The sequence below is a fragment of the Phenylobacterium sp. genome (assembly GCF_030697925.1).
Classification (GTDB): domain Bacteria; phylum Pseudomonadota; class Alphaproteobacteria; order Caulobacterales; family Caulobacteraceae; genus Phenylobacterium.
In genome coordinates this window covers 1-5,499 of the sequence record NZ_JAUYOJ010000089.1, presented here as the reverse complement: position 1 = coordinate 5,499, position 5,499 = coordinate 1, and the positions used below count along the sequence as shown (strand labels likewise).

Here is a 5,499-nt window from a genome sequence, read left to right as displayed (position 1 = left end):
CCTCAGATCGCCGCACCGCCGAGCTGCCCTTCTGGCTGCATCGCTACAACTGGCATCGACCGCACGGCGGGATAAAGCCTCAGACACCCATCAGCCGACTCGGCCTGGACGCGGACAACCTATTGAGGCTCCACACCTAGCCCGCGGTCGGCTTGACCCGGGAGGCGGCCTCGCGAGCTCGGGCTCGGGCCTCGTCCACATCGGCGGCGCGGGCGAGCGCCACGCCCATGCGGCGGCGTTCGAAGGCCTCGGGCTTGCCGAACAGGCGCAGGTCGGCGCCGGGCACGGACAGGGCCTCGGCGACGCCCTCGAAGGCGATCCCCCTGGCCTCCATGCGGCCATAGATCACCGCGCTGGCGCCGGGTTCACGCAGCCGGGTGTCGACCGGCAGGCCGAGGATGGCGCGGGCGTGCAGGGCGAACTCGCTCTGAGCCTGGGTGGCTAGGGTGACGAGACCGGTGTCGTGCGGCCGGGGGCTGACCTCGGAGAACCACACCTCGTCGCCGCGCACGAACAGCTCGACCCCGAACAGGCCAAGCCCGCCCAGTTCGCCGGTGACGGCGGCGGCGACTTCCCGGGCGCGGTCCAGCGCCACGGCGCTCATCGCCTGGGGCTGCCAGCTCTCCACATAGTCGCCCTTCACCTGACGGTGGCCGACGGGGGCGCAGAAGCTGGTGAGGGTCTCGCCGCCACGCCCCCTGGAGCGGACGGTCAGCAGGGTGATCTCGAACTCGAAGTCGATCTTCCCCTCGACGATCACTAGGGCCTGTTCGACCCGACCGGCCTCCAGGGCGTAGCGCCAGGCCGCGGCGATCCCCTCGGGGCCTTCCACATAGGACTGGCCCTTGCCGGAGGACGACATCACCGGCTTCACGAAACAGGGGAAGCCGGTGGCCTTGGCGCCTGCCGCCAGTTCCGCCTCGCTGGCGGCGAAGGCGTAGGGCGAGGTGGGCAGGTTTAGGGTCTCGGCGGCCAGCCGGCGGATGCCCTCGCGGTTCATGGTCAGCTGGGCGGCGCGGGCGGTGGGGATGACCGTGGCCAGGCCCTCGGCCTCGATGCGCACCAGCTCGTCGGTGGCGATGGCCTCGATCTCCGGCACAATCAGGTGCGGGCGTTCCAGCTCGATCAGGGCGCGCAGGGCCTTGGCGTCGGTCATGGCGATGACGTGGCTGCGGTGGGCCACCTGGTGGGCCGGGGCGTCGGCGTAGCGGTCGACGGCGATCACCTCGCAGCCCAGCCGCTGCAGCTCGATGGCCACCTCCTTGCCGAGCTCGCCCGAGCCCAGCAGCATGACCTTAATGGCGGTGGGCGAGAGCGGCGTGCCAAGGCGCATGGCGGTCAACCCAGCTTGGCCTTGGCGGCGGCGGCCACGGCCTCGGCGGTGATGCCGAACTGCTTGTAGAGCACCTCGGCCGGAGCGCTGGCGCCGAAGCCTGTCATGCCCACGAAGACCCCGTCCTCGCCGATGAACCGCTCCCAGCCGAAGCCCACCTGGGCCTCGACGGCGACCCGGACCTTGGCGTCGCCGATCACGGATTTCCGATAGGTGGCCGGCTGGGCGAAGAACAGCTCCCAGCACGGCGTGGAGACGACGCGGGTGGCGATGCCTTCGGCTTCCAGCGCCTTCTGGGCGCCGACCGCAACCGAAACTTCGGTGCCCGAGGCGAAGAGGGTCACCTGGGCCGGACCGCTGGCGGGGCTGAGCTCATAGGCGCCCTTGGCCGAAAGGTTCTCGGTGGCGCTGTCGCGCACCGCCGGGACCTTCTGGCGCGACAGGGCCATGATCGAAGGCGTGGCCTTGGTGGACAGCGCCAGCTTCCAGCACTCGGCCGCCTCCACCGCGTCGGCGGGGCGGTAGACGTTGAGGTTGGGGATCATCCGCAGTGAGCCCACATGCTCCACCGGCTGGTGGGTGGGGCCGTCCTCGCCGACCCCGATGGAGTCGTGGGTCATGACGTGGACCACGCGGATTCCCATCAGCGCCCCCAGGCGGATGGCCGGGCGGCTGTAGTCGGAGAAGACGAGGAACGTCCCGGAGAACGGGATCACCCCGCCGTGCAGGGCCAAGCCGTTCATCGCCGCGGCCATGCCGTGCTCGCGCACGCCGTAGTGGACGTAGCGGCCGGAATAGTCGGGCAGGTCGAAGGCCTTGGTCCCCTTCACATAGGTGTTGTTCGAGCCGGTCAGGTCGGCCGAGCCGCCGACCATCTCCGGGATGTGTGGGACCAGGCGCTCCAGAGCCGAGCCGGAGTGCTGGCGAGTGGCGGCGGCCGGCTTGGAGGCGGCCGCCTCGGCCATGTAGGCGTCGAGTTCGGCGACCGCGCCGGCCGGCAAGTCGCCGCGCATGGCCCGTTCGAACTCGGACTTCAGCGGGGATTTGTCGAGCTTGGCCTGCCAGTGCTTGCGGGCCTTGCCGCCCTTCTTCCCAGCCGAACGCCAGGGCTTCAGCACCTCGTCCGGCACCACGAAGGGCGGGTGCGTCCAGCCCATGGCCAGGCGGGCGTCGGCGATCTCGTCGTCGAACAGGGTGTAGCCGTGGCTGTGGGGGTCGCCTTCCTTGCGGCCCGCGCCCTTGGAGATCTTGGTCTTGCAAGCGATCAGGGTCGGGCGGTTCTGCCGCGTGGCCCATTTCATCGCCGCGGCGATCTTGCCGAAGTGGTGGCCGTCGACCTCCTTCACCGCCCAGCCATAGGCCTTGAAGCGGGCGAGCTGGTCGCCGGTCTCGGAGATGGTCGCCTCGCCGTCGATGGTGGTGTTGTTGTCGTCGAACAGGACGGTGAGCTTGGCCAGCTTGAAGCGCCCGGCGATGGAGGCGGCCTCATGGCTGACACCCTCCATCAGGCAGCCGTCGCCGGCGATCACCCAGGTGCGGTGGTCGACCACCTCGTCACTGAAGCGCGAGTTGAGGTGGCGCTCGGCCATGGCCATGCCGACCGCGGTGGCCAGGCCCTGTCCAAGGGGCCCGGTGGTGGTCTCGATGCCGGGCGTGTGGCCGTATTCCGGGTGGCCGGCGGTGTTGGAGCCCCACTGACGGAAGTCGCGGATCTGATCCATGGTCACGGCCTTGAAGCCGGTCAGGTGCAGCAGGGCGTAGATCAGCATCGAGCCGTGGCCCGCCGACAGCACGAACCGGTCGCGATCGGCCCAGTCGGGCTTGGTCGCGTCGTACTTCAGGAACTTGGTCCAGAGCACCGTGGCCACGTCGGCCATGCCCATCGGCATGCCCTGGTGACCGGACTTGGCCTTGTGGACCGCGTCCATCGAAAGCACGCGGATGGCGTCGGCCATGGTCTGGAGCGATGCGGACATTAATTTCTTCCGGGGGTGAGTCTTGAGACGAGTCTGGGCGCGATTGCGCGCGGGGTCGCACGCGAGGCCTGAAGGGTCAAGGAACCCAGGGTTCACACAGCGGGTTTCGGCGCGCGCCCGGGCGGGTCTATAGATTAACGGTCACACTTTCGGAGCTTGGAATCATGCGGGAGCCGGCGGGCGAGAACGCCCTCGACCAGGCCGTGAAGCGGTTGGACCGGGCGCTGTCCCAACTGGAGCAACGCCTGGGCAAGGGCGGCGGCGCGAAGGGCGGCCTGTTCGAACAAGGCGACGCCAAGCTCGTCGCCGAGCTCGATGAGGCCCGGGCGCGGGAGAAGGAACTGGAGGCGGCCGGGGCCGAGGCCTCTGCGGCGCTAGGCCGCGCGATCGCCGAGATCAAGACCGCCCTGCACGCCGCCCCCGCCGAAGAGACCGAGGAGGCCTGAGCCATGGCCCAGATCAATATCAACGTGAATGGCCGCCCCTATGCGGTGGGCTGCGAGGACGGCCAGGAGAACCATCTGATGGAGCTGGCGCGGATCTTCGATCGCCAGGTCCGCCAGGTGTCGCAGGACATGGGGCAGTTGGGTGAGACGCGGCTCTTCCTCATGGGCTCGCTGCTGCTGGCCGATGAGCTGATGGACCTGAAGACCCGCCTGGGCGCCGCCCAGGCCGAACTGGCCCGCGCCCAGTCCGATCACGCCCGCGCCGAGAGCCGGGTGGTGGGCGCCCTGGAAAACGCGGCCAAACGCATCGAGAAGCTGGCGGCGGAGTAGGGGCGCCCCACTCCGTTCATCCCCGATTTCGCGGGGATGAACGGAATTATGTGGGAATCTACCGATCCCAGAACGGCTTGGTGCGCCCCAGGTCTGACGCCGCCGGCTCTCCGAACGCCGGCTTCTCCGGGGGCACCTCGGCGCCGTTCATGCCGGTGGCCACCACCGAGACCCGCAGCTTGCCTTCCAGCGCCTGGTCCAGGGCGGCGCCGAAGATGATGTTGGCGTCGGGGTCGACCTGCTCGGAGATGGCGTTGGCCGCCTCGTCGACCTCCAGCAGGGTCATGTCGTTCCCGCCGGTGACGTTGACCAGCACCGCCTTGGCGCCCGCGAGCGAGGTCTCGTCCAGCAGGGGATTGGCGATGGCGTTCTGGGCGGCCATGCGCGCGCGGCCGTCGCCGGTCGCCTCGCCGGTGCCCATCATGGCGTTGCCCATGCCGCCCATGACCGAGAGCACGTCGGCGAAGTCGAGATTGATCAGGCCCGGCAGCACCATCAGGTCGGTGATCGAGCGCACGCCGGCGTGCAGCACCTGGTCGGCCAGGGTGAAGGCGTCGGCGAAGGTGGTCTGTTCGGTGGCGACCCTAAACAGGTTCTGGTTGGGCACCACGATGGAGGTGTCCACATAGCGCTGCAGTTCGGCCAGGCCCGCGTCGGCCATGCGCATCCGGTGGCGGCCCTCGAAGCGGAAGGGCTTGGAGACCACCGCCACGGTGAGGATGCCGCGCTCGCGGGCGCACCTGGCGACGAAGGGCGCCGCCCCGGTGCCGGTGCCACCGCCCATGCCGGCGGTGATGAACACCATGTCAGCGCTTTCCAGGTGGCGGACGATCTCGTCCACCGACTCCTCGGCCGCCGCCAGGCCCGCGCCGGGGCTGGCGCCGGCGCCCAGGCCCTGGGTGGTGCGCACGCCGAGCTGGACGCGCTGGTCGGCCTTGGAGAGCGAAAGCTGCTGGGCGTCGGTGTTGGCGACCACGAAGTCCACGCCCTGCAGACCCGCGGTGATCATGTTGTCGACCGCGTTGACCCCGGCGCCGCCCACGCCGATCACCACGATCCGCGGCTTCAGGTGGGTCTGCGGTCGCCAGGACCCGCCGCTGGTGGGCGTCGCGGTCATGTTTTCGTACTCCATCCTGGGCCGCCGCTCCGATGCCTTAGCAAGGGGGCGGAGGAAACGCATAGGAATGTGGTCGCAAACGGGCAAGCCCCCCTATCTAATCGGGCGTCTGGGAGGCTTACCTTGAGAACTTGGCGGGGAAGGCCTATCTTGCCAGGTGGCGGGCCTGCTGCGGCTCTCGTCGAAGGCAAATTTTCCCAGCGACCTTAATTCACTCTAAGGGAGCTGTCCCTGGCCGGTCCCGTGGGACCGGGCAAAACGGCGCCCACCTGGTTATCCAGGTCGAGGGGATTCAAC

General features: G+C 69.3%; 4 protein-coding genes and 2 pseudogenes. 3 read left to right on the top strand and 3 right to left on the bottom strand.

Features of this window, described 5'->3' with window-relative positions:
* A pseudogene (locus tag Q8Q88_RS08230) lies at window positions 1-140 on the top strand (IS481 family transposase); the annotation flags it as partial.
* Here Q8Q88_RS08230 and purT read toward each other — a convergent pair.
* Together purT and tkt are read right to left on the bottom strand one after the other, a co-directional pair.
* A complete protein-coding gene (purT, locus tag Q8Q88_RS08225) occupies window positions 137-1,333 on the bottom strand; it encodes a formate-dependent phosphoribosylglycinamide formyltransferase (RefSeq protein ID WP_305674712.1) in 1,197 nt (398 codons plus the stop codon). The pseudogene Q8Q88_RS08230 and the gene purT sit on opposite strands and share 4 nt — an antisense overlap.
* A gap of 5 nt (window positions 1,334-1,338) precedes the next feature.
* Window positions 1,339-3,309: a transketolase gene (gene tkt / locus Q8Q88_RS08220; RefSeq protein WP_305674711.1), complete on the bottom strand. Its 1,971-nt coding sequence runs from the start codon at window positions 3,307-3,309 to the stop codon at window positions 1,339-1,341.
* Window positions 3,310-3,473: 164 nt separating this feature from the next.
* On the opposite strand from tkt, the gene Q8Q88_RS08215 reads away from it, so the two are divergent.
* Window positions 3,474-3,755 carry a DUF4164 family protein gene (locus Q8Q88_RS08215; RefSeq protein ID WP_305674710.1) on the top strand — a complete coding sequence of 94 codons (282 nt, stop codon included), beginning with the start codon at window positions 3,474-3,476 and terminating at the stop codon, window positions 3,753-3,755.
* Window positions 3,756-3,758: 3 nt separating this feature from the next.
* Window positions 3,759-4,085 (top strand): cell division protein ZapA, encoded by a 327-nt coding sequence (locus Q8Q88_RS08210; RefSeq protein WP_305674709.1) that lies wholly within the window; start codon window positions 3,759-3,761, stop codon window positions 4,083-4,085.
* 118 nt (window positions 4,086-4,203) lie between these two features.
* Here Q8Q88_RS08210 and ftsZ read toward each other — a convergent pair.
* A pseudogene (gene ftsZ / locus Q8Q88_RS08205) lies at window positions 4,204-5,202 on the bottom strand (cell division protein FtsZ); the annotation flags it as partial.
* Window positions 5,203-5,499 lie beyond the last annotated feature (297 nt).

Bases quoted from the DNA above. Each gene is read 5' to 3' on its own strand.
- Q8Q88_RS08210 (WP_305674709.1), top strand. From the start codon at position 3,759: ATGGCCCAGATCAATATCAACGTGAATGGCCGCCCCTATGCGGTGGGC.
- tkt (WP_305674711.1), bottom strand. From the start codon at position 3,309: ATGTCCGCATCGCTCCAGACCATGGCCGACGCCATCCGCGTGCTTTCG.
- purT (WP_305674712.1), bottom strand. From the start codon at position 1,333: ATGCGCCTTGGCACGCCGCTCTCGCCCACCGCCATTAAGGTCATGCTG.
- Q8Q88_RS08215 (WP_305674710.1), top strand. From the start codon at position 3,474: ATGCGGGAGCCGGCGGGCGAGAACGCCCTCGACCAGGCCGTGAAGCGG.